Annotated in this window: 24 protein-coding genes; 15 read left to right on the top strand and 9 right to left on the bottom strand. The window is 63.9% G+C overall.

Annotated elements, in window-relative coordinates:
- Positions 1-4: 4 nt before the first annotated feature.
- The 3 genes from LK540_RS11300 to LK540_RS11290 all read left to right on the top strand — a co-directional run bounded on the left by LK540_RS11300 (position 5) and on the right by LK540_RS11290 (position 3,352).
- Positions 5-604, top strand: coding sequence for a phenylacetic acid degradation protein PaaY (locus tag LK540_RS11300; RefSeq protein ID WP_229437490.1), 600 nt, complete (start codon positions 5-7; stop codon positions 602-604).
- Between the two features lie 98 nt (positions 605-702).
- Positions 703-2,754: a phenylacetic acid degradation bifunctional protein PaaZ gene (gene paaZ / locus LK540_RS11295; protein WP_229437389.1), complete on the top strand. Its 2,052-nt coding sequence runs from the start codon at positions 703-705 to the stop codon at positions 2,752-2,754.
- Between the two features lie 49 nt (positions 2,755-2,803).
- Entirely contained in the window at positions 2,804-3,352 is a 549-nt protein-coding gene (locus LK540_RS11290) for a cupin domain-containing protein (RefSeq protein ID WP_229437388.1), read from the top strand.
- Between the two features lie 35 nt (positions 3,353-3,387).
- Here the strand turns inward: LK540_RS11290 and LK540_RS11285 are convergent, their stop codons facing one another.
- Complete coding sequence (locus LK540_RS11285) at positions 3,388-5,622, bottom strand: bifunctional diguanylate cyclase/phosphodiesterase (protein ID WP_229437387.1); 2,235 nt, start codon at positions 5,620-5,622, stop codon at positions 3,388-3,390.
- Between the two features lie 848 nt (positions 5,623-6,470).
- Positions 6,471-6,866 (bottom strand): hypothetical protein, encoded by a 396-nt coding sequence (locus LK540_RS11280; protein ID WP_229437386.1) that lies wholly within the window; start codon positions 6,864-6,866, stop codon positions 6,471-6,473.
- Positions 6,867-7,302: 436 nt separating this feature from the next.
- Here LK540_RS11280 and LK540_RS11275 point away from each other — a divergent pair, with 436 nt between their 5' ends.
- Positions 7,303-8,187: a DUF726 domain-containing protein gene (locus tag LK540_RS11275; RefSeq protein WP_229437385.1), complete on the top strand. Its 885-nt coding sequence runs from the start codon at positions 7,303-7,305 to the stop codon at positions 8,185-8,187.
- Positions 8,188-8,214: 27 nt separating this feature from the next.
- On the opposite strand, the gene LK540_RS11270 is transcribed toward LK540_RS11275, so the two are convergent.
- Together LK540_RS11270 and LK540_RS11265 are read right to left on the bottom strand one after the other, a co-directional pair.
- A complete protein-coding gene (locus tag LK540_RS11270) occupies positions 8,215-8,925 on the bottom strand; it encodes an alpha/beta fold hydrolase (RefSeq protein ID WP_229437384.1) in 711 nt (236 codons plus the stop codon).
- A gap of 13 nt (positions 8,926-8,938) precedes the next feature.
- Positions 8,939-9,184, bottom strand: a complete 246-nt coding sequence (locus LK540_RS11265; protein ID WP_229437383.1) for a hypothetical protein — start codon at positions 9,182-9,184, stop codon at positions 8,939-8,941.
- Here LK540_RS11265 and LK540_RS11260 point away from each other — a divergent pair.
- The 5 genes from LK540_RS11260 to LK540_RS11240 all read left to right on the top strand — a co-directional run bounded on the left by LK540_RS11260 (position 9,183) and on the right by LK540_RS11240 (position 13,444).
- Positions 9,183-9,446 (top strand): XapX domain-containing protein, encoded by a 264-nt coding sequence (locus LK540_RS11260; RefSeq protein WP_229437382.1) that lies wholly within the window; start codon positions 9,183-9,185, stop codon positions 9,444-9,446. The two genes, LK540_RS11265 and LK540_RS11260, sit on opposite strands and share 2 nt — an antisense overlap.
- A gap of 58 nt (positions 9,447-9,504) precedes the next feature.
- Positions 9,505-10,194: a hydrolase gene (locus LK540_RS11255; RefSeq protein WP_229437381.1), complete on the top strand. Its 690-nt coding sequence runs from the start codon at positions 9,505-9,507 to the stop codon at positions 10,192-10,194.
- Positions 10,195-10,284: 90 nt separating this feature from the next.
- Complete coding sequence (locus LK540_RS11250; protein ID WP_229437380.1) at positions 10,285-12,165, top strand: amidohydrolase; 1,881 nt, start codon at positions 10,285-10,287, stop codon at positions 12,163-12,165.
- A gap of 2 nt (positions 12,166-12,167) precedes the next feature.
- Positions 12,168-12,860, top strand: coding sequence for a YoaK family protein (locus LK540_RS11245; RefSeq protein WP_229437379.1), 693 nt, complete (start codon positions 12,168-12,170; stop codon positions 12,858-12,860).
- Entirely contained in the window at positions 12,857-13,444 is a 588-nt protein-coding gene (locus LK540_RS11240) for a TMEM175 family protein (RefSeq protein WP_307729170.1), read from the top strand. Before LK540_RS11245 ends, LK540_RS11240 begins: the two co-directional genes overlap by 4 nt.
- Here LK540_RS11240 and LK540_RS11235 read toward each other — a convergent pair whose 3' ends face one another.
- The 4 genes from LK540_RS11235 to argH form a co-directional block, all read right to left on the bottom strand.
- A complete protein-coding gene (locus LK540_RS11235; protein ID WP_229437378.1) occupies positions 13,445-14,113 on the bottom strand; it encodes an HAD-IA family hydrolase in 669 nt (222 codons plus the stop codon).
- 15 nt (positions 14,114-14,128) lie between these two features.
- Positions 14,129-14,356: a hypothetical protein gene (locus LK540_RS11230; RefSeq protein WP_229437377.1), complete on the bottom strand. Its 228-nt coding sequence runs from the start codon at positions 14,354-14,356 to the stop codon at positions 14,129-14,131.
- 74 nt (positions 14,357-14,430) lie between these two features.
- Positions 14,431-15,234 (bottom strand): lipid II flippase Amj family protein, encoded by an 804-nt coding sequence (locus LK540_RS11225; protein WP_229437376.1) that lies wholly within the window; start codon positions 15,232-15,234, stop codon positions 14,431-14,433.
- Positions 15,235-15,579: 345 nt separating this feature from the next.
- Complete coding sequence (gene argH / locus LK540_RS11220; protein ID WP_229437375.1) at positions 15,580-16,980, bottom strand: argininosuccinate lyase; 1,401 nt, start codon at positions 16,978-16,980, stop codon at positions 15,580-15,582.
- Positions 16,981-17,110: 130 nt separating this feature from the next.
- Here argH and LK540_RS11215 point away from each other — a divergent pair, with 130 nt between their 5' ends.
- From LK540_RS11215 to LK540_RS11195, 6 genes are all read left to right on the top strand, one after another.
- Positions 17,111-17,719, top strand: a complete 609-nt coding sequence (locus tag LK540_RS11215; RefSeq protein ID WP_229437374.1) for a hypothetical protein — start codon at positions 17,111-17,113, stop codon at positions 17,717-17,719.
- Between the two features lie 71 nt (positions 17,720-17,790).
- Positions 17,791-18,228 (top strand): GNAT family N-acetyltransferase, encoded by a 438-nt coding sequence (locus LK540_RS11210; RefSeq protein ID WP_229437373.1) that lies wholly within the window; start codon positions 17,791-17,793, stop codon positions 18,226-18,228.
- Positions 18,229-18,297: 69 nt separating this feature from the next.
- The gene (locus LK540_RS25340; protein ID WP_307729169.1) at positions 18,298-19,035 is read left to right on the top strand and encodes a cyanophycinase; all 738 of its coding nucleotides are present in this window, start codon (positions 18,298-18,300) and stop codon (positions 19,033-19,035) included.
- Between the two features lie 12 nt (positions 19,036-19,047).
- A complete protein-coding gene (locus tag LK540_RS25335; protein WP_307729168.1) occupies positions 19,048-19,509 on the top strand; it encodes a hypothetical protein in 462 nt (153 codons plus the stop codon).
- Positions 19,510-19,593: 84 nt separating this feature from the next.
- Entirely contained in the window at positions 19,594-20,997 is a 1,404-nt protein-coding gene (locus LK540_RS11200) for an IgA Peptidase M64 (RefSeq protein WP_229437372.1), read from the top strand.
- A 143-nt stretch (positions 20,998-21,140) separates the two neighbouring features.
- On the top strand, positions 21,141-21,629 hold the full coding sequence (locus LK540_RS11195) for a hypothetical protein (RefSeq protein WP_229437371.1): 489 nt from the start codon (positions 21,141-21,143) through the stop codon (positions 21,627-21,629).
- An 89-nt stretch (positions 21,630-21,718) separates the two neighbouring features.
- Here the strand turns inward: LK540_RS11195 and LK540_RS11190 are convergent, their stop codons facing one another.
- Positions 21,719-22,495, bottom strand: coding sequence for a class I SAM-dependent methyltransferase (locus LK540_RS11190; RefSeq protein WP_229437370.1), 777 nt, complete (start codon positions 22,493-22,495; stop codon positions 21,719-21,721).
- Between the last annotated feature and the right edge of the window lie 93 nt (positions 22,496-22,588).

Raw genomic sequence — 22,588 nt, 5'->3', positions numbered from 1 at the left:
GAACATGGTCAAGGTCTACGAAATCGACGGCGTCCGCCCTGTGGTCCACCCCACGGCCTACGTGCACCCGACGGCAGTGCTGATCGGCGACGTGATCGTCGGCCCGCGCTGCTACATCGGCCCGCTGGCCTCGCTGCGCGGCGACTTCGGCCGCCTGATCCTGGAAGAGGGCGCCAACGTGCAGGATAGCTGCGTGATGCACGGTTTCGAGGACGGCGAAACCGTCATCGAGGTCGACGGCCACATCGGCCACGGCGCCGTGCTGCACGGCTGCCGCGTGGGCCGCAACGCCATGGTCGGCATGAACGCCGTCGTCATGGACGGCGCGGTGGTCGGCGAAGAATCCATCGTCGCCGCCATGAGTTTCGTGAAAGCGAAAATGGTGATCCCGCCGCGCAGCATGGTGATGGGCACGCCCGCACGCGTGATGCGCGAGCTGAAGCCCGAAGAAATCGCCTGGAAAAGCTTCGGCACCCGCCAGTACCACCAGCTGACCGACCGCTCGCGCAACACCATGCGCGAAGTCGAGGCCTACACCGAAATCGAACCCAACCGCCCCGTCTTCGATTTCAGTAATAACGGCGGCCACGCCCCCAAAGAATAAACGGCTGCCGGCTGTCCGTAGGGTGGGCTCTCGAGCCCACGCGGATTCCGGCCGATGACCAGCCCGAACGCCTGAAAGAAATCCGAGGAGACACTAACATGCACACCCCAACCACCCTGCAAAGCTGGATCGCCGGCCGCTGGATCGGCCAGGAAGCCGCCACCCCCCTGCACAGCGCCCTCGACGGCCAACTGGTCTACCACACCCATGCCGAGAAGCTCGACTTCGACGAGGCCGTGACCTACGCGCGCAAGCAAGGCGTCCCCGCCCTGATGAAGCTCGACTTCCAGACCCGCGCCCAGCGCCTGAAAGCCCTCGCGCTCTACCTGATGGAGCGCAAGGAAGAGCTGTACGAGATCTCCCACCTGACCGGCGCCACCCGCCCCGACAGCTGGGTCGACGTCGAAGGCGGCATTGGCACCCTGTTCGCCTACGCCAGCATGGGCTCGCGCGAACTGCCGTCCTCGAACGTGCTGCACGAAGGCCCGGCCCTGAACCTGGGCAAGCGCGGCGGCTTCGCCGGCACCCACATCCTGGTCCCGAAGGGCGGCCTGGCCGTGCACATCAACGCCTTCAACTTCCCGATCTGGGGCCTGCTCGAGAAATTCGCGCCCAGCTTCCTGGCCGCCATGCCCTGCATCGGCAAGCCCGCCACCGCCACCAGCTACCTGACCCACGCGGTCGTGAAAATGATCCACGAATCCGGCCTGCTACCGGAAGGCGCGCTGCAGCTGGTGATCGGCTCCACCGGCGATCTGCTGGACCGCCTGACGGGTTTTGATGCCGTCACCTTCACCGGCTCGGCCGACACCGCCGCCAAGCTGAAGGCGAACCATAACCTGATCCGCGAATCGGTCCCGTTCACGGCCGAAGCCGACTCGCTGAACGCCGCCATCCTGGCGCCGGACGTGACGCCGGACGACCCCGAGTTCGACCTCTTCGTGAAAGAAGTCGCACGCGAGATGACCGGCAAGGCCGGCCAGAAATGCACGGCGATCCGCCGCATCATCGCGCCCGAGCAGCATGTGGATGCGCTGGGCGAGCGCCTGCGTGCGCGCCTGGAAAAGACCGTGGTCGGCAACCCGAAGATGGAAGGCGTGCGCATGGGGGCTCTAGCCTCGATGGACCAGCACCGCGACGTCAGCGAACGCGTGGAAATGCTCGCGCGCGGCAACGAAGTCATCTTCGGCGCCCACCACGGCTTCAACCCGGTCGGCGAGAACGCGGCCAGCGGCGCTTTCTTCGCGCCGACCCTGCTCCTGTGCCGCAACGCGTCCATCAACACGGCCGTGCACGACATCGAAGCCTTCGGCCCGGTGTCCACCATGATGACCTACCGCGACATCGACGAGGCCCTGCACCTGGCCGCGCTGGGCCGCGGCAGCCTGGTGACCACGCTGGCAACGAAAGACCCGATGATCGCCGCGCATGCGGTGCCGATTGCCGCCGCTTCGCACGGCCGCGTGCACATTCTCGACCGCGAGTCGGCGGTGGATTCCACCGGCCACGGCTCGCCGCTGCCGCAGCTGAAGCACGGCGGCCCGGGCCGCGCCGGCGGCGGCGAAGAGCTGGGCGGCATCCGCGCGGTAAAACACTTCCTGCAGCGCGCGGCGGTACAGGGTTCGCCGACCATGCTGACTGCCGTGACCGGCGAATATGTGCGCGGCGGCGCCGTGAAGGAATCGGAGATCCATCCGTTCCGCCGCTGGTTCGAAGACCTGGAAATCGGCCACTCGCTGCTGACCCATCGCCGCACCGTGAGCGAAGCGGACATCGTCAATTTCGGCGGCATCTCGGGCGACTACTTCTACATGCACTTCGACGAGATCGCGGCCAAGGACACGCAATTCGGCAAGCGCATCGCGCACGGCTACTTCGTGCTGTCGGCGGCGGCCGGGCTGTTCGTGTCGCCGGCGCCGGGACCGGTGCTGGCCAACTACGGCCTCGACAACCTGCGCTTCGTGGCGCCGGTGGCGATCGGCGATACCATCCGCGCACGCCTGACCTGCAAGCGCAAGGTCGACCGGAATCGTACCGACGAGCAAGGGCGCGGCCAGGGCGTGGTGGCCTGGGACGTGCAGGTGACCAACCAGAACGACGAACTGGTGGCAAGTTACGATATCCTGACGCTAGTACAAAAGCGCGGCTGACACGGGCTTGTGACAGGTCGGCCGCCCAACTTATCCTTGAGGAGCAAGCATGTCGCGGCTAGACCTGAGCAGTATCCCCGTGTTGACCGGCACCGGTTATCCCGAACCCTTTGCCGAGATCGTCAACGGCCGCAGCCGCCAGGCGCTGGGCGAGGCCGGCGGCCTGACCCAGTTCGGCGTCAACCTGGTCGAACTCAAGCCGGGCGCGGCTTCGTCGCAGCGCCACTGGCATACGCATGAAGACGAATTCGTGATGGTGGTGTCGGGCGAACTCACCCTGATCACCGACGAAGGCGAGACCCTGATGCGCGCGGGCGATTGCGCCGCCTTCCCGGCGGGGAAGCCGAACGGCCATCATCTCGTGAACCGCAGCTGGGGCAATGCCCTGTTCGTGGCGGTGGGCCCGACCATTCCGGCGGACCGGGCGAATTATCCGGACATCGACCTGGTGTACGACGGCACCACCGACAGCTATACGCACCGGGATGGCACGCCGTATCCAAAGCGCGACGCTGCGGCGCCGGCCGCTGCGGTGGCGGCGGATGCGCCGGCGCTGGAAGAGCAGACCCTCGATCAGCGCGTGTACCGGCACGAGTGAGCAGCTCTCAATGCGCGCCTCTCAATGCGCGCCCGTCATGCGGCTTCGGCGGTAGTTTGCAGGCGCGCGATCACGTCGCCGAGCGGCATCGGCCGATGATAGTGAAAGCCCTGCATATAGGCTGACCCGTGCTGCGCGAGGTAGCACGCCTGTGCCGCGGTCTCCACGCCTTCCGCCACCACGCGCAGGCCCAGGTGGGCGGACATCGCCAGGATCGACTGGACGATTGCCGTGCTGTTGTGGTCCTGCGGCGTATCGCGCATGAAGCTCTTGTCGATCTTCAGCTCGTACAGCGGCATCTTCTTCAGGTAGGCCAGGTTCGAATAGCCGGTCCCGAAATCGTCGACCGAGAAGCGGATGCCCAGGCTGGCCAGCTGGTGCATGCGCGTGATCGTCTGGTCGATGTCCTCGATCAGCAGGCCTTCCGTGACTTCGAAGATGAATTCCTGCGCCGGCACGCCCATCTCGGTGAAGATCCGGTGCACCTGCTCGACGAAGTCGGGCTGGCGGAACTGGATGGGGCTGACGTTGAGCGACAGCGGCAGGGGGCAGCCGGCCCTGTCGAGCGCCAGCCAGGCAGTGCATGCCTGGCGCAAGGCCCAGTGGCCGAGCGGCACGATCAGGCCGCTCGATTCGGCCACGGGAATGAAGATGTCCGGCCGCTCCATGCTGCCGTCGGCACGGCGCCAGCGCATCAGGAGTTCGGCGCCGACCGGCAGGCCGCGCTGGTCGACCTGCAACTGCAGGTGCATGGCCAGTTCGCCGTTCTCGAGTGCCGCAGCCAGGTCGCGTTCCAGCATGAGTGCATGCTGCGCGTCTGCCAGCATGGCGTCCTCGAACACCCTCACGCCGTCGCGGCCGGCGGCCTTGGCGTGGTACATGGCGGTGTCGGCTTCGCGCAGCAGGTCGTGCGCACCCGGCCCGCCTGGCCTGGCCAGCGCGATGCCGATGCTGGCCGCGATGCGGTAGGGCTTGCCCTTGAGGTCGAGCGGCGCCGCCAGGGTGTCGCGCACCTGGGCAGCGGCCTCCAGGGCAAGACGTGCGGCGGTATCCGGATGCGGATCGTGGCTGTCGAGCAGGACGACGAATTCGTCGCCGCCGATGCGGGCCACCATGTCGGTGTCGCGTACGGCCTGTTTCAAGCGCGCGGCGGCATGTTCGAGCAGGACGTCGCCCGTCGCATGGCCGCGTTCGTCATTGACGTTCTTGAACTTGTCGATGTCCAGGTAGAGCACCGCGCTGACGCTCCCCTCGGCCTGGCTGCGTTCTACTGTGGCGCTCAGGCGGTCCATCAACAGGCGCCGGTTCGGCAGCCCGGTCAGCACATCGTAGAAGGCCAGGCGGTGGATGGCGTCCGCCGCCGTGCGGCGTTCGGTGATGTCGCGGCTGACGACGACCCAGTTGCTCGCGCAGTCCTCGTCGCGGGTGAACGGCATCACTTCGATTTCCAGCCAAAACGACGCGCCGGCCGATGTGCAGGCCATGATCTCGGCCTTGGCCGACCGGTTCGCCTTCATCGCCTCGAAAATGCCTGCGAAGACGCTTGCATCGGTGTCCTGGCCGCGCAGGAGCGGCAAGCCTTTCCCGAGGACCTGGCCGCGTGCATAGCCCATCCTGTGCAGGAACGCATCGTTGACGAAGATGATGGGCTGGTCCGGCCCGGGATGGTGGGCAGCCTCCAGGATCAGGACCATGTCGTTCAGGTGCGAAACGGCTGCCGACGTGAGTTCGAGTTCCTTGAGCGAGCGCGACAGACCCTGCAGGAGGGTACTGCAGGTCAGCGACAGCATGACGCCCACCGTGCTGAAATTGATGGCAGCGACGATCGACGACTTCAACGGCGCATCGCTCATGCCCGGCACGCTCAATTCGATATGGCTGGTCGCGCCGGCCACGACCAGGGCGGCGACGCCAAGGGCGGTGGCGATCATGGCGGAGCGGAGGTTGAGCAGGATGGCGGCGATCAGGGGCGGGCCGAGCAGGTAGCTCAGGCTCGCGGAGCCGACGGACAGCATCAGGACGATGGCCAGCACGTACACCACCGCCAGGAAGTTCAGGACCCGGGTGGCATACGAGAGCCGCTTGAAACGCCAGATCGCGAACATCCAGGCCAGTGCCAAGCCATCGGCAAGCGCGACCAGCGACATGCCGTTCTGGATCAGGAAGGGAATGACGACAGCGGTGGAAATGGCGCCTACAACCAGTACAACTGTCAGCAAGGAGGCAAAGATGCGCTCTCGCCAGCCGGCGATATTGGTGATGTTGTTCATTGGAGAGGCGCACACACGCGTGCGGCCGAAGTGTGGTGAAGGCCTACGATCATAAATTGCGCTAAGGCAACTGTCACGCAATTTCGTCAAATAGGCGGTGGATGTTGCATATTGATGAGCGTTTTTGTGTTAACGGCACTTGTGCAATCAAGACAACTTTTGCTGCGTGTTGGGCCAGTTAGTGCCTTTACATATTTACAAACTTGGAGCGGTCGTGAGATCTGACATTCTGCTTCCTCTACAGGCGCCGCAGACCCGCATTCAATCGGAAGATGAGGGGCATTAGCTAAAGCATGCATATCCATCGGAAACTGCACCACGTTGCCACAAGGTATCTGAGAACAACAACGATGATCGGAACAAGCCGGTTGAAACCGCGCAAAAAACGATAGCTGCTACAACCACTCTTATCCGTATCGAAACCGCAGCCGGTCTGAACGGTTCATAAGCGAACCTGAAATACTGCAGCGCGACTGCGATTGCACCAAGGGCGCAAAGCTGGAATAGCGACCCTATGATGATGCCGGGGCGGTTTGGAGGCGGTGTCGCGTGACAGAGGTGAGAAAACGCGATGAGGTCCGCGATCAGCAACCCAAGCATTGCTGTGATCAGAATCGCTTTTCCCATCCATGTATACATGTTTTCGGCTGAGTGTTTAGAGCGGTAAGTAATCGAGTCGGTGCCGCCAGGCGTATATGGTTTTGTTTTTGCGGAAAACAGAATGCTCGTGAATTGGTCCGTAATGGCGCTGGCGACAGCTATTTACGATGCCGATGCCCAGCATCGAGCAGAACGGTCGTTGAGTAGCCGGTCCTTGAACTGAATGTAGCATGAGTCTGTCCGCCGGCTTAATAAACGATGATTCGTCCCGCCAAAGGTTCGATCGTACCTTCCCACCCGCATGGGAAATGCCCGGCTTCATATGTTGTCAGGAGCCGTTGGAAGAAGTCTGGGCAGCCCTGGATGTCACAAAAGGCGTTTTCCATTAGCGCACCGAGTATGTCCCATTGAAGCGTGGCGACGATCTTCTCGTCCCATCCGCGCCTGCGCACCATCGGTCTCCACACGTCGTGCTCCAGCGGAAGAATGACCTCGTGTTTTGCCTTGTCCACAATGCTGTTCCATTGCTGATAGTCGGCATACGCATTGGCGTGAAGGTGCCCGGTGAGGCTGTTGCTGAATTCCAGGGTTGCATCTTCCCAGACTTGCGAAGTGCTGCTTGCTTCGGCTTCAGTCCAGGTCATAAAGCGCTGCTCGAACGGGAAATCCGCTTCAAATGGCTGGCCGCATCGTGCGAACCAGTCTATTCGATGAATACGTTCGACAATTTCTGGACGATAAAGCCGACCCAGTTGTGATCGTGATTTTCTTGGAAAAAGAGAGAACAATTTCAGCCTTTGCTGTACACGTTGGCGTAACAAGAATCAGGGATGTAGCGTTCCGTCTCACGGCGGCTGAAATACTTTCATCCTCGGGTCGATCCGTACATGATAATTTGAAAGGGTTATCGGGTCCATTGCATGCCCGGCAAAAATCAAGGACATGGATCAGTATAAGTTCTCCAGACCGTACAGCCAGTGACCATCCTGTGAAGACCCTAGCAGAGCCACATTCGCTGCTTGCCCGCGTTGTGATACGAAACATCGGCTATAATATTTCTCAAAAGAAATATGGATAGTTATGTTCAAGTTTGCTAGTGAAAAGTCATTCTCCGATATTGAAGAGTATCCAGGTCCCACTTCGTTATGGGGGCGCTTGGCCGACGCCTCGTTTGCCGGGACTGTTGTTAATGCACTTGGAAAAGGAGTATCGGGTGTTGACTCTCATTCGAATGACCTCTGCAGGTTCAGGAAAATTCGATCCGGCAATCGACATGGGCTCATCGTCGTTAATGGCTTCCTGTCACAGGGGGATAAGGAGACGCGCGATTGGGAACACGTCATCGAAGAGCGTTATCGTCACTCGACGATCTATCACCTTGACTGGAACGCTGCGAAAAGTCCCGCCGCCGTGCTTGGCGAGCTTGCCTCCATAAAGGGGATTGCTGATCTGATTGCAACTTGGCCGACCACGCCTGTTGCTGACTTCATGCTGGCATGGCACCGTGCCATGCTGTCTGCTCACAGCACTGGACGGGCGCTCGCTGACGCCATCACCCATACACCTGGCTGGCGATTCACACTTGCTGGACATTCGCTCGGTGCGCGAGTCATCCATTTTGCGCTTAAGAAACTGGGAACGGATGCCCAATGCACGATTGATAGCGCGTACCTGCTCGGCGGTGCGGTCGGAGGCGGCGCGAAAGACGACAAGTGCTGGGCGACTGCAGCCACTGCTGTAAAAGGAAAAATCTACAACTGCTACTCTTCACGCGATGATGTCTTGCAATGGGCATATCGTGGCGCCAATGCCATGCTCAGCAATCCTATCGGACTTTCCGGGATCAATTACAAGCACAAGAGAATTGTCGAGCTTGATTGCACCAGATTTGTCGGAGGACATATGCAATGGAAACCGCAGTTCGACGAAGTGCTGCGCGGACTCAGGGCACACGCTATCTTGTGAAAGCCGTTGGCTGCTTCGGCCACAGCACTATTGATTTTCTGGTGCGAGAAGCCAGCGTCGAACCGTACTCACCAGCGCCTCCGGCTGCTCCAGCGGCAGCATGTGGCCAGACCCTTTAATCACCTCAAGCCTGGTACCAGGGATTGCATCAGCCAACTCCCTGATCTCCTGCGCACTACGCAAAGCATCCTGATCCGCCCCGATCACCAGCGTCGGACACCTTAACTCCGCCGCCGCAATCCCATCCCGCCGCAATCCCGACTGCACCACCATCGCCTCATAACCGAGCCGCCGTCCCATCTCCCTGATCCGCGTCACCAGTTCCCAGTCCCCGCGCCGGTCCGGATGCAGCGACTGCGCAATCGACCCCGTGCTCAAGCCGCGGAAGGTGGACGGGTCCAGCGCCCTGATCGCATCCTGTTTCGCCTTGGCCCGCTCCGGGGTATCGGACTCGAGCGAACTGGCAACCAGCACCAGCGCCGCCACCCGCTCCGGAAACAGTTCGGCCACCTTGCGCGCGATATATCCGCCCAGCGAAAAGCCCACCAGTACGAAGCGTTCCGGCGCCGCTGCAGCCACGCTGCGCGCGATCTCGTCCGTCGTCGTGCCCGGCCCCAACGGCAAACGGTGCACCGGCGCCTCCCACTGCAACAGCGGAACGACCTCATCCCACAGGGTCTCGTCCAGCATGAACCCAGGCAGCAGGACAAGCGGACAGGAAGTCATCGGAATCTTCATCTCATCAACACGGTCAAAGTCTTTTCACCGGCAGCAGCCCGTGCCCGGCCACCACCCCAAAAACAATCATCGAAAAATTTGATTTTACAACTGTATTTTTCCCGTTTTTCGTTTTCATTTTAGCCACGCATAATGAACTCCATCGCAGCACACAAAGGGCGATGCAGCAAAGAAGCAGGCAGTACGGGCAGCCGACATATTCGACGGTACAACCGAACGTATCGGCATCATCAACGCAGCAGAACGAGGAGCGAACCATGGTCTACCTGATCTCTTTCGGCGCCGGCATCCTGGCTGGCGTGCTCTACGGTGTGATCAACGTGCGCTCCCCGGCGCCGCCCGCCATTGCCCTGATCGGCTTGCTGGGCATGCTGGCCGGCGAGCAGATCGTGCCGGTGGCCAAGCGTGTTATCGACGGCATCCCGCTCACCCGCGCCTGGTTCGCCAGCGAATGCCAGACCAAGATTACCGGCGTGCCAGTCAACGCCAACACCGAAGCCGAAGACACCCGTCAAGGCTGATCGATTTCCAACCCGCCGCGGCCAGGCCCGGCAAACCACAATACCAAAGGAGCACACCATGAACAACGCCAAACTCGAAGTCCTGACCCCGCAAAACTCGCAGCTGATCATCATCGACCACCAGCCGCAGATGGCCTTCGGCGTGCAGTCGATCGACCGCCAGACCCTGAAGAACAACGTGGTCGGCCTGGCCAAGGCGGCCAAGGCCTTCGGCATCCCGACTACCATCACCACCGTGGAAACCGATTCCTTCTCCGGCAAGACCTACCCGGAAATCCTGGACGTATTCCCCGGCCAGCCGATCCTGGAGCGCACCTCGATGAATTCCTGGGACGACCAGAAGGTGCGCGACGCGCTGAAGGCCAACGGCCGCAAGAAGGTCATCGTGGCCGGCCTCTGGACGGAAGTGTGCAACACCACCTTCGCCCTGTGCGCCATGCTCGAAGGCGACTACGAAATCTACATGGTGGCCGATGCATCCGGCGGCACCACCAAAGAAGCCCACGACTTCGCCATGCAGCGCATGGTGCAGGCCGGCGTGGTACCGGTCACCTGGCAGCAGGTGCTGCTCGAATGGCAGCGCGACTGGGCCCACCGCGACACCTACAACGCCGTGATGGACATCGTGCGCGAGCACTCCGGCGCCTACGGCATGGGTGTCGACTATGCCTACACGATGGTGCACAAGGCCGCGGCCCGCAACCAGGGCCAGAACGAAGTGCTGGCGCCGGTGCCCGCCACCCACTAAGCCTTACCGCAAGCCGACCACAGGTCCGCCGCCAGGGCGGACCTTATCCCCACCATCGTGCCGGCCAGCGCCCGGCGACAGGAGCAGCACATGCAAGCACAGTCCAACCGCAGCGCCGCGGCGCCCCTCATCCTCATCAACGGCCGCTTCGCCACCCTCGACCGCGAACAGCCGCAGGCCACTGCGGTCGCCATGCAGGACGGCCGCTTCCTCGCCGTCGGCGACGTCGAACACGTGATGCGTTATCGCGAAGCGGGCAGCCAGGTCATCGACCTGAACGGTCGCACCGTGGTCCCGGGCCTGAACGATTCGCACCTGCACCTGATCCGCGGTGGACTGAACTACAACCTGGAACTGCGCTGGGAAGGCGTTCCTTCGCTGGCCGACGCGCTGCGCATGCTGAAGGACCAGGCCGACCGCACTCCGCATCCGCAATGGGTGCGCGTGGTCGGCGGCTGGAGCGAATTCCAGTTTGCCGAGCGCCGCCTGCCGACCCTGGAAGAGATCAACGCCGCCGCGCCCGATACGCCGGTGTTCATCCTGCACCTGTACGACCGCGCGCTGCTGAACCGCGCCGCCCTGCGCGCCGTCGGCTACACGAAGGACACGCCGAATCCGCCGGGCGGCGAGATCCAGCGCGACGCCGCCGGCAACCCCACTGGCATGCTGATCGCCCGCCCGAACGCGATGATCCTGTACGCCACCCTGGCCAAGGGACCGACGCTGCCGTTCGACTTGCAGGTGAATTCCACGCGCCAGTTCATGCGCGAACTGAACCGCCTCGGCATCACCAGCGCCATCGACGCCGGCGGCGGCTTCCAGAACTTCCCCAACGATTACGCGGTGGTGGAGCAGCTGGACCGCGAAGAACAGCTGACCATCCGCATCGCCTACAACCTGTTCACCCAGAACAAGGGCGGCGAGCTGGAAGACTTCCAGCGCTGGACCGACATGGTGACGCCGGGGCAGGGCAGCGACTACTACCGCCACAACGGCGCCGGTGAGATGCTGGTGTTTTCGGCGGCCGACTTCGAGGATTTCCTGGAGCCGCGTCCGGAACTGGCGGCCGGCATGGAAGACGAACTGGAAAAGGTGGTGCGCCACCTCGTAAGCAGCCGCTGGCCCTTCCGCCTGCATGCGACGTATGAAGAATCGATCACGCGCATGCTCGACGTGTTCGAGAAGGTGAACCGCGAGATTCCCTTCGACGGCCTGCACTGGATGTTCGACCATTGCGAGACCATCAGCGAACGCAGTATCGAGCGCGTACGCGCACTGGGCGGCGGCATCGCCATCCAGCACCGCATGGCCTTCCAGGGCGAATACTTCGTCGACCGCTACGGCAAGGACGCCGCGCGCGCCACGCCGCCGATCAAGCAGATGCTGGCGAGCGGCGTGCCGGTCGGCGCCGGTACCGACGCCACCCGCGTGGCCAGCTACAACCCGTGGACGGCACTGTACTGGCTGGTCACCGGGCGCACCGTCGGCGGCCTGGCCCTGTACGGAGACAATGGCCACCTGCCGCGCGAGACGGCCCTCGAACTCTGGACCGCGGGCAGCGCCTGGTTCTCCAACGAACAGGGCCGCAAGGGACGCATCCAGGAAGGCATGCTGGCCGACCTCGCCGTGCTGTCGAACGACTTCTTCACCGTGCCGGAAGACGACATCAAGGCCATCGAGTCGGTGCTGACGGTCGTCGGCGGCAAGGTGGTGTATGGCGCGGCCGAGTTCTCGGGCCACGGGCCGGCGCCGATCCCGGTGCTGCCGGAATGGTCGCCGGTGCAGAAGGTGCCGGGGCACTGGCGCCGCGCCGAGCCGCAGCCACAGGCGAAGATCGCCATGCCGCACCAGTGCAGCGGTCCTTGCGGCGTGCACGCCCACTCGCACGACCGGGCGCGCAAAGCCAACGTGCCGGTGTCGGACTTCGGCGGCTTCTGGGGCGCCTTCGGTTGCAGCTGCTTCGCGTTCTGATCATGACGACCCCACAATTCCAGCGCCTGCAAGGCGCCAGCATGGGCTTCCTGGCCGGCTACGTCGACACCTTCGGCTTCATCGCCCTGTTCGGGCTGTTCACGGCCCACGTGACCGGCAACTTCGTCCTGATCGCGGTGTCGCTGGCCGACCCCACGCAAACGCCGTCGCTGCTGAAACTGCTCGCCTTCCCGGCGTTCATTCTCGGCGTGGCGGCCTGCCGGCTGCTGGTGGCAAGTTGCGAACGGCGCGGCACCGCCGCCACACGGCCGGTGTATCTGCTGCAGCTGGTGCTGCTGCTCGGCTTCATGGTCTGCGGCATGCTGGCCGAGCCAGTTGGCAAGCATGTCGGCGCGCTGGCGATGGCGGCCGGGCTGCTCGGCACCGCTAGCATGGGTGCGCACAGCGCGGCCAGCAAGCTGCTGCTGAGCCACCTGGCCCCAACCTCGATGATGACCGGGAACGTGACCCAGCTCGTCATCGACACGGTCGACCGCCTGCGCGGCGCGGCCGATGCCGCCACCGCCGCGCGCTGTGCCAAGTTTTTCTGGCCGGTGCTGGCATTCGCCCTGGGCTGTGCGGCTGCGGCGTTTGCCTACCTGGCGCTGGGCTTCGTGATGCTGGTGCTGCCGGTGGCGATCCTAGCCTTCCACGTGTGGCGTCCGGAACCCGCTGCGCAGTTGGTGGCGCCATGAGCAACGTCGTCACAAACACGTCGCGCCGCACCATGAGCAAGGGCCGGCTCGAGGCCTTCAGCGACGGCGTGATCGCCATCATCATCACGATCATGGTGCTGGAGCTGAAACCGCCGCACGGCACCGAGGTGGCCGACCTGGCCCATGTGCTGCCGGGCTGGCTGCGCTATGCGCTCAGCTTCGTCTACGTGGGCATCTACTGGGTGAATCACCACGCGCTGTTCGACCGGATTCAGAAGGTGGACGGCGGCATCCTGTGGGCCAACCTGCACCTGCTGTTCTGGATGTCGCTGATCCCCTACGTCACCGCCTGGGCCGGCGAGAACCCGATGGCGCCGCTGCCGGTGGCGCTGTATGGCGCGGTGCTGCTGCTTTGCTCGATCTCCTTCATGCTGCTGGCCTGGCGCCTGGATGTGAGCGCGGGCGGCCACGCGATGGCTTGGGGCAGCCGCAAGAACCGTGTGTCGATCGGGCTGTATGCGGCGGCGATCCTGGTGTCGCTGTGGTACGCGCCGCTCGGCGCTGTGATCCACGTGGTGCTGGCGGCGTTCTGGCTGATGCCGGCGCCGCAACAGGAAGGGTGATCAGGCGGCCTTGCGCAGCACACGCAGGCCGTCGGGGCCAGACTGCGCTCGCAGGTCGGCGTAGTCGAGGATGGCGGGCACGGTGGTCTCCATCGGATGCGCGTGGGTCAGGGTGACGACGATGGCGTCCATGCCCGCTGCTTCCGCCGAGCGCAGGCCGGTTTGCGTGTCTTCGAACACCAGGCAGTCGGCCGGGGCGGCATCGAGCTTGCGCGCGCCGAGCAGGAAAGGGTCGGGCGCCGGCTTGCCGTGCTCCACATCCTCGGCCGCCACCAGCAGGCGGTGCGCGGGCAGGCCGGCCGCGGCCAGGCGCGCCTCGGCCAGCTTGCGCGGCGCCGAGGTGACGATGCCCCAGCGTTCGGGCGGCAGGCTGGCGATGAAGTCGGCGGCGCCTTCGATGGCTTCGATATCGGCCACGTCCTCGATCTCGGCGGCCGTGATCCAGGCGGCTTCGGCGATCGGGTCGACGCCGGGCAGTTTCAGTTGGCTGATGGTGTCGTGGGTGCGCTTGCCGTGCAGGGTCGGCAGGAATTTCTCGACGTCGAGCTTGTGGCGCGTGGCCCAGGCGGTCCAGACGCGTTCGGCGGAGCGGATCGAGGTGAGCAGGGTGCCGTCCATGTCGAACAGGAAAACGGAATAGCTGCGGTCGGGCAGGGTGCTGAGTTTCATGGTTACCAATTCAGTTCAATTCAGTTTTTGCGCATAGCGCTCGCGCACGATCTGGCTGATGTACGTCGAGAGGCCGCTGCCGAGCGTGGCCAGGCGCTGCATCTCGGTGATGTTGTCGGCGCCGGCGCTGTCGTCGGTGTAGAGGTAGCGCTCACCGCTGCGGAATTCCACGGTGATCGAACGGCGGCCGATGTCGTACGCAACGACACCGGATTCGCCGCTGATGTTTTTATAGCGATGCATGTGATTCCCCTGCAATATGGCTTGAAAGAGATTCTAGCCAGATGCCGGGGAAGCGTGCGCGGCCTTGCTTTCCTTCAAATGATCCGCGCCACGTAGACGATGACCATGGCGGACGGCACCAGCAGCGCTTGCGCCAGCAAGGTGCCGGCCAGCCGGCTGCCCACCAGCCACACGATACCCTGGCGGAACTCCGCTTCATCGAGCTTGCCCTCCACCACGTCGTCGGTCATGCCGGACAGATGTGGGTCGATGAAGACGGCCATCATGATGGTTGCGCCGCCATTGATGATCGAGGACAGGGTGCTGGAGGTGACGCGCACCGCCGGATCGAGCGCGCCGGCGTACAGGGCGGCGAACACGCCCACGGTCCAGAGCGCGGCGGCGCCGACGTTCAGCAGCAGGATCGACCACGACACGGCGCCGGTCCTGGTCGGCTTGCTCACCTGCGGCGCGGATGGCAGCGTGGCCGAATGCCGGATGTACGACAGCCCGCCCTTGAAAAAGCCGTGCAGAATCAGCTTCGGCACCGAGCGGTGCACCTGGAAGTGCTCGACGGCGCGGCAGAACACGCGCTGGAAGGTCGGGATCAGGAGGGCGCCGGCAATCGTCGCCAGCGAGGCGGAGACCAGCAGCCAGCGGAAGTCCGACAGCAGGTGCGTGGCCATGGTGCCGGCCAGGTTCGATTCGACCCGCTTGGCGAGGAAGGGGCCGAGGAAGGAATTCGAGGTGCGCGAGACCAGCACCAGGATGCTGAACAGGGCAAACGAGACCGCGATGCGGCGCGTGCGCACGCCGGCGATGCGTACCGAGTAGGCGAGGGTGCCGATCAGGTGGATGACGAAGGTGAGGAAACAGATCAGCCAGAGCTGGGCGTCCATGCGTGTTCAATATTGTTGGCAAGCATGCATGCTGACATTGAATGGCCGGTGCAGCAACTGGAGATTGCTCATCGTAACGGGGGAGTCGTGCGCATAAGCAAATACGGCTACGGAGCCGTCGAGTCCGTAGGGTGGGCACTCCGTGCCCACGCGGTACGTGCGTTTCCCGTGGACACGTGTCGTGACTGGTCGCTCGCGGTGTGTCCGCTAGTTGCGATCCGATTGGGCGGCGATTGGATCGCGGCACGGTGACGCGATGCGAGCGACATTCGCACGCACGAGTCCGGGAGAGACGCACGTAACCGCGTGGGCACGGAGTGCCCACCCTACGGGATAAGCCGTTGGTCAGTTATCCTTCAACTGCCCACGTACGCGCTCGATCGCCTTTTTCACCTGATCCGGCGCCGTCCCACCCACGTGATCGCGCGCCGCCACCGAGCCTTCCAGCGTCAGCACCGCAAACACATCGTCCTCGATCAGCGGCGAGAAGCCCTGCAGCGTCTCCAGCGACATCTCCGACAGATCGACGCCGGCCGCGTCGCAGGCACGTACCGCATGCGCCACGGCTTCGTGCGCATCGCGGAACGGCAGGCCCTTCTTGACGAGATAATCGGCCAGGTCGGTCGCCGTGGCATAGCCCTGCAGCGCGGCGGCGCGCATGTTCTCGGCCTTGACGGTGATGCCGCCGGCCATGTCGGTGAAGATGCGCAGGGTGTCGAGCACGGTGTCGACGGTGTCGAACAGCGGTTCCTTGTCTTCCTGGTTGTCCTTGTTGTAGGCCAGCGGCTGGCCCTTCATCAGGGTCAGCAGCGAGGCCAGGTGGCCATACACGCGGCCGGTCTTGCCGCGCGCGAGTTCCGGCACGTCCGGGTTCTTCTTTTGCGGCATGATCGACGAGCCGGTGCAGAAGCGGTCGGCGATGTCGATGAAGCCGATGCGCGGGCTCATCCACATGACCAGCTCTTCCGACATGCGCGACACGTGCATCATGATCAGCGAGGCCGCAGCGGTGAACTCGATCGCGAAGTCGCGGTCGGACACGGCGTCGAGCGAGTTGTGGCACACATCCTCGAAGCCGAGGTTCTGCGCCACACGCAGGCGGTCGATCGGGAAGGTGGTGCCGGCCAGGGCCGCGGCGCCCAGCGGCAGGCGGTTCACGCGGCGGCGCGCATCCTGCATGCGCTCGGCGTCGCGCCCGAACATCTCCACATAGGCCAGCATGTGGTGTCCAAAGGTGATCGGCTGGGCCACCTGCAGGTGGGTAAAGCCCGGCATGATCGTGTCGAAGTGGCGTTCCGCCAGGTCGGTCAGCGCGCTGCGCAGGCCGTTCAGCAGAGCCAGCACGTCGTCGATGGCGGCGCGCACGTACAGGCGGATATCGGTCGCCACCTGGTCGTTGCGCGAGCGGCCGGTGTGCAGGCGCTTGCCGGCGTCGCCGACCAGTTCGGTCAGGCGCTTCTCGATGTTCAGGTGCACATCCTCCAGGTCGAGCAGCCACTCGAAGCTGCCGGCTTCGATCTCGCCGCGGATCTGCGCCATGCCGCGCTCGATCTCGGCACGGTCTTCCTGGCTGATGATGCCTTGCGCGGCCAGCATCTCGGCGTGGGCGAGCGAACCCTGGATGTCGAACAGGGCCAGGCGCTTGTCGAAGAACACGGACGCGGTGTAGCGCTTGACGAGGTCGGAGACGGGTTCGGAGAAGCGCGCCGACCAGGCCTCGGCTTTCTTGGAGAATTGTGAAGTCATGGGGAAGGTTCCGGTTGATTTACCGGATTATAAACCGCCACGCAGGGCCGCAGTCCGGGCAAGGCTGGATGACAAGGCGGCAAAAATCCCCGATGATGCGCATGTTAAGTCTGACGCAATGGAGAACAAGATGATGCAACGATGGATCCCGGCTGCCGCGGCGGCCATGCTGGCCGGCGCCGCTGCCCACGCCCAGCCGCAAGCGCAAACGCCGCAGGCACCGGCACAGCCGCCGGCCCAGGTCCATACCGCCCCGGCCCAGCCGGTCACCGCCCGGGAAGCCGACGGCGCCTCGGTCGACTCCACCGTCGCCGCCCTGTACGAAGTCATTTCCGGCCCGGCCGGCGCGGCGCGCAACTGGAACCGCATGCGCGCGCTGTTCGTGCCCGACGCCAAACTGTCGATGATCGTCCCGCAGAATCACGGCGCTTTTGCCCTGCGCCCGATGACGGTCGAGGACTACATCAGCCGCAACATGAGCACCTTCAGCGCCAACGGTTTCTATGAGCGCGAAATCGCGCGCCGCACCGAGACCTTCGGCCAGCTGGTGCACGTGTTCAGCACCTATGAACTGCTGCGCGCGCCGCACGACACCAAGCCCTTCATGCGCGGCATTAACAGCATCCAGCTGGTACACGACGGCAAGCGCTGGTGGATCGCCAACTTGATTTGGCGCGCGGAAGATGCCCACCTGACCCTGCCCGAGCGCTACCTGCCGGGCAGCGAAGACGCACGCTGAGGCAGGCGCAATCGAAACTTGTTGTTCAGGCAAACGGCGCTAGAATTGGTTTTTTCGCAGACGGCTCCAGGATGACTACCAACGATTCCAGTTTCGAAGTCAGCACCGACCAGTCGCTGCTCGACATCCCGATGATCTACCGCTTCCTCAGCGAGCAGTCGAGCTGGGCGGTCGGCATCTCGCGGCCGGTCGTCGAGCGCGCCATCGAGAATTCGCTGTGCTTCGGCGGCTACCTGGACGGGCGGCAAGTCGCCTTTGCCCGCGTGATCACTGATTTCGCCACTTTTGCCAACCTGGTCGACGTCTTCGTGGTGCCGGAATACCGCGGCCATGGCTACGGCAAGCAGCTGGTCGCGGCCGTGCTGCGCCACCCCAGCCTGCAACGCCTGCGCCGTTTTACCCTCGCTACTAGCGACGCCCACGGCCTGTACGAACGCTTCGGTTTCACCACACCCAGCAAGCCGGAAACGTTGATGGAACGCTATTTCCCCAACATATACGTCTCCTGAGAGAACTCAACATGGCGACGTCTTTCTGGAATCAGGCTTACGCTTTGACTGTTCGAGAAGGAGCGCATCATGGTCCGGTTCGCCGTCTTTGTCGCCTTCATCATGGCCTGCCTGGCGGGCCAGCCCGGGGTCGCCGCAGAAACCCCGCCGAAGGGCTCGCTGGTCATCATCGGCGGGGCGCTGCGTCCGGATAACGCCGCCGTCTGGGAGCGCATCGTCGAACTGGCCGGCGGCAAGGGCGCGCGCATTGCCGTATTCGCCTCCGCTTCCTCCAATCCCGAAAAATCCGGCGCCTTCCTCGTCGAGCGCCTGAACCGCTACGGCGCGAATGCCTTTTTCGTCCCGGTGGCCGTGCGCCTGACCGGCACCGACTACCAGGCTGCCGCCGACAATCCCGCCTTGGCCGAAGCCGTCCGCACCGCAGGCGGAGCGTATTTCGCCGGCGGCGACCAGGCCCGCATCACGCGCGCGCTGCGCCGCCCCGACGGCGCCAACAGCTTGGTGCTCGACGCCCTCTGGAGCATGTACCGGCGCGGCGGCGTGATCGCCGGCACCAGCGCCGGCGCCGCCATCATGAGTTCCTCCATGTTCGGCCACCCGAAGCCGGTGCTGGCCACCCTCAAGCTCGGCCTCACCGACGGCCAGGAAATCACGCCCGGACTCGGTTTCATCGGCGACGACGTATTCGTCGACCAGCACCTGCTGGTGCGCGGCCGCTTTGCACGCATGCTGCCGGCCATGCTGCAAAAAGGCTACAAGCTGGGCCTGGGCATCGACGAGAACACGGCGATGGTGGTGGGGCCGTAGCGCGACGTCGAGGTGATCGGCTACAAGGGCGCGCTGGTGGTCGATCTGTCGGCGGCGAATGCGCAGGAGGGCGCCTTTAACGTCAGCAACGTGCGCCTGAGCTACCTCGACAACGGCGACCGCTTCAACATCGCCAGCCATGCATTCACCCCAGCGCCCGACAAGGCCGACGGCCGCCTCGACCCGGCCCGGCCGTATTACCGCGAGCCGCTGTTCTCCGCCGATATCCTCGGCAACAGCACGGTGGTCGATTTGATGGGCAAGCTGATCGACAGCGACCAGCCGGAAGCCATCGGCCTAACCCTCGATAGCGCCAATTCGGTGCAGCCGGACCTCGGCTTCGAGTTCAAGTTCTCGCGCACGGGGGAGAGCGTGGGCTACATGTCGGCGGCGACCGAGAACTACTCGATCTATAACGTGCGGCTGGATATCCGGCCGATCATCGTGAAGCGGCCGCTGTACCAGTACAAATAGCGTGAACCTGCACGGCCGGCGGGCAGCGCTTGCCGGCCGTGTACAGGATTACAATGCGGGCTTTCCCATCTCACAGGAAACCGCATGCTCCGCTTCCTTGCCGCCGTCCTGGCGCTTGCTTCCAGCGCCGTCTTCGCCGCCCAGCCCGCCACCGTCCGCCTCGACTACACCCACAGCGGCAACGCGTTAAGCGACAGCTACGCCATCGAACGCGTACTGATCGAGCCGCTGCCCTGGCCGGGCGACATGTCGCGCAACTTCGATGAGACCAACCGCGGCCAGAACCGCGTCGAGGTGGTCGATGCGAAGACCGGCGATTTGCTGTATTCGCGCGGCTTCTCGACCGTGTTCGGCGAGTGGCGCACGACCGAGGAAGCGAATAAGCTCAGCCGCAGCTTCAGCGAGTCGGTGCGCTTTCCACAGTTCGACAAGCCGGTGCGCGTGCGCATCCTGAAGCGCGACGAACGCAATGCCTTTTCGGTGGCCTGGAGCGTGGAGGTCGATCCGAAAGCGCCTGACGTGGTGAAGCAGCAGCCTCCCGCGCCAGCGAAACCGATTCCGATCCACGTCAGCGGTCCGTCGCCGCAAAAGGTCGATTTGCTGATCCTGGGCGACGGCTACACGGCTGCCGACATGAAGAAGTTCGAGGCCGATGCGCGCCGCCTGTCGCAGCACCTGTTCACGGTGTCGCCGTTCAAGGAGCGTGCGAACGACTTCAACGTCTGGGCGCTGGCGGTGCCGACCACCGAGTCGGGCATCTCGCGGCCCTCGACCGGCGTGCACCACGCGTCGCCACTCGGTACGCGCTACGACATCTTCGGCAGCGAACGCTACGTGCTGACGCTCGACAACCGCGCCTTGCGCGACATTGCCCAGCACGCGCCCTACGAATTCATCGAAATCCTGGTGAACAACGAGACCTATGGCGGCGGCGGCATCTTCGGCCAGTTCAGCACGGCGGCGGCGGGCAATGCCTGGGCCAACTATCTGTTCGTGCACGAGTTCGGCCACCACTTCGCCGGTTTGGCCGACGAATACTACACCTCGCCGGTGGCCTACCAGGCGAGCGACGTGCGCACCGAACCGTGGGAGCCGAACGTGACCGCCTTGCGCGATCCGGCCGCGCTCAAATGGAAACAACATGTAACAGCAAACACGCCCTTGCCGACGCCCTGGCCGAAAAAAGAGTACGAAAACGCCTCGCGCGCTTACCAGAAAAAGCGTGCCCAGCTGCGTGAAAACAATCGTCCCGAAAGCGAAATGAACGCGCTGTTCCGCGAAGACCTGGCAGCGACAAAAGCCCTGTTCGAGAAGCAGCCGCACCGCCACGCCATAGGGGCGTTCGAGGGGGCGAACTACGAAGCGAGCGGGTATTACCGGCCGGCGATGCAATGCATCATGTTCGATCGCAGCGAGCAGTTCTGCCCGGTCTGCCAGGACGGGATCGTCGACATCATCGACCTGTATGCGGGGCCGGCGCGGCGCTGAAACACCTTGTTTCAACTCAGCAGTAGTGTGTGTGGTGGCGAACAGAACTTCCAGGGCCGGAGGCATATTCTGGACCTGTGCTTAACAAAAATACAAACGCAGGCACAGACCTGCACCCCACCATAAAACCGAAAGGACATACCATGAACAAGCTGCTCGCAACCCTGATCGCCGGCGTTTTCGCTACTTCCGCTTACGCCCAGACCAACGTCAACTCGGCCAACACCGAAGCCGTGGTGAAAGCCGAAGCCAAGGCCGAAGCCGACGTCGCCAAGGCCGAAGCGAAAGAAGCCAAGGCTGCTGCCAAGGCCGACGAAAAAGCCACCAAGGCCGTCGCCGACGCCCAGGAAAAGAAAGCCAAGGCCCACGCCAAGGCCGTGAAGGCCCACGCCGACGCAGCCGAGAAAGTGACCAAGGCTGATCCGGAAGACCGCGCCAAGGCCGTGGCCAAGGCTGAGGAAAAAGTCTCGGAAGCGAACCTGAAGGCCGAGAAGACCATGATCAAGGCCGACGAAAAGTCGCTGAAGAAGCAGGTTGATGCCGCCGCCGACCGCGCGACCGCTGCTGCCAAGACCGAACAGGCACGCGCCGAAGCGATGGCCGACGTGCACAAGGCTGCTGCCAAGAAGTAATCCGTGTGTCGAACGCATGAGAAATGCCGGCGTGATGCCGGCATTTTTCGTTCAGGCAGTTTCGATAGCCACGGCAAGAAAATCTGCGCTCAGGGCTTGCGGAACACGATCGCATGCTGGATCGGCAGCGACCCGATGCTGCGTTCCCACTTCAGGCCATGCACCGTGGCTTCACGCCGTATCTGCGACTCGCTCATCTTGTGCAGCGGCTTGATCGCGACTGCGGGATCCTCGGCCCGGTATTCGACGAAGATGACGCGCCCGCCCGGCTTCAGCGCTGCGACGATGCTGTCGAGGACTTCCGAGGGATAGGCGAGCTCGTGATAGACATCGACCATGATTGCCAGGTCGATGCTGGCCGGCGGCAATTTGACGGTGGTTTCGCTGCCCAGCACCGAGACCACGTTGCGCACGCCGCGCTTTGTCATCTGGCTGTCGAGCATGGCGATCATTTCCGGCTGCACGTCGACCGCATACACACGCCCGCCGGGCCCGACCTGTTTCGCCATCTGCCAGGTGTAGTAGCCGGTGCCGGCGCCGATGTCGGCCACCGTCATGCCTGGCGCCAGCGCCAGTTCCCGCAGGAGCAGTTCCGGCCGCTCCTCGCGTGCGCGGCTGTCGCGCTCGAGCCATTGCGCGCCTTCCCATCCCATCACGCCGGCAATCTCGCGGCCCATGTAGCGCTTGCCGATGCCGTCCGGGCTGGGTGCGACGCGTTCATAGCGCGTATCGGCGGCGGCTGCCTGTGCCGCGGCATTGGTGCTGGCGGATGAAAGCAGCGTCAGCGCCGACAGGCAGGCCAGCAGGATGGGTAGCGTACGGTGAGTGTGGGCGGTACGGCAATGGCGTGAGCGGGTGCGCTGCATGATCGGTTTCCGTAGGTAGTCGCCGCCTGCAGTGGCGCCGGCAGGCTTGCTGTGAATGGACGCGATCAGTGTAGCGCCGTTGGCTGCCCGACG

It is taken from the genome of Massilia sp. IC2-278 (assembly GCF_020708045.1).
Lineage (GTDB): Bacteria > Pseudomonadota > Gammaproteobacteria > Burkholderiales > Burkholderiaceae_D > Telluria.
Note: the sequence above shows the minus strand (reverse complement) of the source record. Positions and strands in the feature narration are given on the sequence as shown.

What these genes read in the sequence shown, in the direction of transcription:
- LK540_RS11300 (WP_229437490.1), top strand. Translation starts at nt 5, where the DNA reads ATGGTCAAGGTCTACGAAATCGACGGCGTCCGCCCTGTGGTCCACCCC.
- paaZ (WP_229437389.1), top strand. Translation starts at nt 703, where the DNA reads ATGCACACCCCAACCACCCTGCAAAGCTGGATCGCCGGCCGCTGGATC.
- LK540_RS11290 (WP_229437388.1), top strand. Translation starts at nt 2,804, where the DNA reads ATGTCGCGGCTAGACCTGAGCAGTATCCCCGTGTTGACCGGCACCGGT.
- LK540_RS11285 (WP_229437387.1), bottom strand. Translation starts at nt 5,622, where the DNA reads ATGAACAACATCACCAATATCGCCGGCTGGCGAGAGCGCATCTTTGCC.
- LK540_RS11280 (WP_229437386.1), bottom strand. Translation starts at nt 6,866, where the DNA reads ATGACCTGGACTGAAGCCGAAGCAAGCAGCACTTCGCAAGTCTGGGAA.
- LK540_RS11275 (WP_229437385.1), top strand. Translation starts at nt 7,303, where the DNA reads ATGTTCAAGTTTGCTAGTGAAAAGTCATTCTCCGATATTGAAGAGTAT.
- LK540_RS11270 (WP_229437384.1), bottom strand. Translation starts at nt 8,925, where the DNA reads ATGAAGATTCCGATGACTTCCTGTCCGCTTGTCCTGCTGCCTGGGTTC.
- LK540_RS11260 (WP_229437382.1), top strand. Translation starts at nt 9,183, where the DNA reads ATGGTCTACCTGATCTCTTTCGGCGCCGGCATCCTGGCTGGCGTGCTC.
- LK540_RS11265 (WP_229437383.1), bottom strand. Translation starts at nt 9,184, where the DNA reads ATGGTTCGCTCCTCGTTCTGCTGCGTTGATGATGCCGATACGTTCGGT.
- LK540_RS11255 (WP_229437381.1), top strand. Translation starts at nt 9,505, where the DNA reads ATGAACAACGCCAAACTCGAAGTCCTGACCCCGCAAAACTCGCAGCTG.
- LK540_RS11250 (WP_229437380.1), top strand. Translation starts at nt 10,285, where the DNA reads ATGCAAGCACAGTCCAACCGCAGCGCCGCGGCGCCCCTCATCCTCATC.
- LK540_RS11245 (WP_229437379.1), top strand. Translation starts at nt 12,168, where the DNA reads ATGACGACCCCACAATTCCAGCGCCTGCAAGGCGCCAGCATGGGCTTC.
- LK540_RS11240 (WP_307729170.1), top strand. Translation starts at nt 12,857, where the DNA reads ATGAGCAACGTCGTCACAAACACGTCGCGCCGCACCATGAGCAAGGGC.
- LK540_RS11235 (WP_229437378.1), bottom strand. Translation starts at nt 14,113, where the DNA reads ATGAAACTCAGCACCCTGCCCGACCGCAGCTATTCCGTTTTCCTGTTC.
- LK540_RS11230 (WP_229437377.1), bottom strand. Translation starts at nt 14,356, where the DNA reads ATGCATCGCTATAAAAACATCAGCGGCGAATCCGGTGTCGTTGCGTAC.
- LK540_RS11225 (WP_229437376.1), bottom strand. Translation starts at nt 15,234, where the DNA reads ATGGACGCCCAGCTCTGGCTGATCTGTTTCCTCACCTTCGTCATCCAC.
- argH (WP_229437375.1), bottom strand. Translation starts at nt 16,980, where the DNA reads ATGACTTCACAATTCTCCAAGAAAGCCGAGGCCTGGTCGGCGCGCTTC.
- LK540_RS11215 (WP_229437374.1), top strand. Translation starts at nt 17,111, where the DNA reads ATGATGCAACGATGGATCCCGGCTGCCGCGGCGGCCATGCTGGCCGGC.
- LK540_RS11210 (WP_229437373.1), top strand. Translation starts at nt 17,791, where the DNA reads ATGACTACCAACGATTCCAGTTTCGAAGTCAGCACCGACCAGTCGCTG.
- LK540_RS25340 (WP_307729169.1), top strand. Translation starts at nt 18,298, where the DNA reads ATGGTCCGGTTCGCCGTCTTTGTCGCCTTCATCATGGCCTGCCTGGCG.
- LK540_RS11200 (WP_229437372.1), top strand. Translation starts at nt 19,594, where the DNA reads ATGCTCCGCTTCCTTGCCGCCGTCCTGGCGCTTGCTTCCAGCGCCGTC.
- LK540_RS11195 (WP_229437371.1), top strand. Translation starts at nt 21,141, where the DNA reads ATGAACAAGCTGCTCGCAACCCTGATCGCCGGCGTTTTCGCTACTTCC.
- LK540_RS11190 (WP_229437370.1), bottom strand. Translation starts at nt 22,495, where the DNA reads ATGCAGCGCACCCGCTCACGCCATTGCCGTACCGCCCACACTCACCGT.